The sequence below is a fragment of the Comamonas denitrificans genome, assembly GCF_042654745.1.
Taxonomy (GTDB): Bacteria; Pseudomonadota; Gammaproteobacteria; order Burkholderiales; family Burkholderiaceae_C; genus Comamonas; species Comamonas denitrificans.
Map to the genome: position 1 here is coordinate 1 of NZ_JBHSEY010000060.1, position 1,238 is coordinate 1,238.

At 63.3% G+C, this 1,238-nt stretch carries 1 protein-coding gene; it reads right to left on the reverse strand.

Features of this window, described 5'->3' with window-relative positions; genetic code table 11:
- A protein-coding gene (locus ACFO24_RS13265; protein WP_377738774.1) for an IS3 family transposase occupies window positions 1-1,238 on the reverse strand; the annotation gives its coding sequence in 2 pieces (ribosomal slippage) (window positions 1-908 and window positions 908-1,238; 1,239 coding nt annotated over the 2 pieces). This gene is flagged as partial in the annotation.

The window sequence follows — 1,238 nt, forward strand, 5'->3', positions numbered from 1 at the left end:
CCGCACTTGTTCGGCCCGCTGCCTCCTGAACTCCCGAGGCGAACGCATTTTCAACGATGAATGCGGATGCACCTCGTTGAAGTGCTCAAAGGCGGCCGACAACTGTGCCAACACCGTATTGACGTCTCGAAGGTCCATACGCGCCACGTAGTCGCGTTTGAAGGTGTTCACGAAGCTCTCGGCCATGCCGTTGCTTTGCGGACTGCAGACAGGTGTGTTGATGGGCTTGAGGCCCAGTGAGCGTGCCAGCGCTCGCGTTTCTGCCGCGATGTAGGCACCACCGTTGTCGCTCAGGAACTCCAGTTGGTGGCCTGCAGGGATGGCATCGGCCGCCCCGAAGCGCCGCTCCACGGCTTCAATGAGCATCTCGCGCACCGGCTCCCCCGGCAGCCCTTTGCCCTCCCATGCACGCCAGGCCAGAACTTCGCGGTCGCAGCAGTCCTTGGTGAACGTTGCCGTCACCGTCTGGCCCGAGTCGCACTTGATTTCCAAGCCATCGGAGCACCAGCGCAGGTCGCTGTGTGCCACTGCCACACGGCCTTCATGCACGCGCGATGAATGGCGCCGACGCGGGGCCTTGGGCAACAACAGCCCCGCCTGTGCCATGACGCGATAGACGCGTTTGGCATTGACCCGCACATCGCCTGTGGCGCTACGTTGGCGGTTCACCAAGGCGCAGGCACGCCGGTAACCATAGCTGGGCAGCTGGGCAATCTCCTGGCGCAGTTCGGCCAGCAACTGGGCATCCCCCTTGGGCGTGCGATGGCGCCGCCCGTCTGTCCAACTATCGTTGCGTCTGCTCAGCTCACGTACATGCGAGCGCGCCAGCCCCATCGTGCGGCAGACCGTCTTCACTGGTCTTCCCCGGGCAACAAGGGCGAGCGCGCAATCCACTTTTTTTCGGCGGCGTACTCCACGGCTTCCTTGAGGATTTCGTTCTCCAAGGTCTTCTTGCCCAGCACACGCTGGAGCTTGGCGATTTCCGCTCGGGCCGCTGCCAACTCGGATGCCGGCACCACTGCCTCACCAGCAGAGACGGCGGTCAGTGCGCCTTGCCGTTCAAGCTTACGCCACTGGAACAGCAAGCTTGCGGCAACGCCTTCCTGCCGAGCCACCAGCGAGACGCTCATGCCCGGCTCGTAGGTGCGCCGCACCAGGGCTGATTTCTCGGCGAGGGACCAGCGCCTGCGGCGCTGGTCTTTAAAAATCACCTCCACCGACTCCGTATGCCTAGTCAT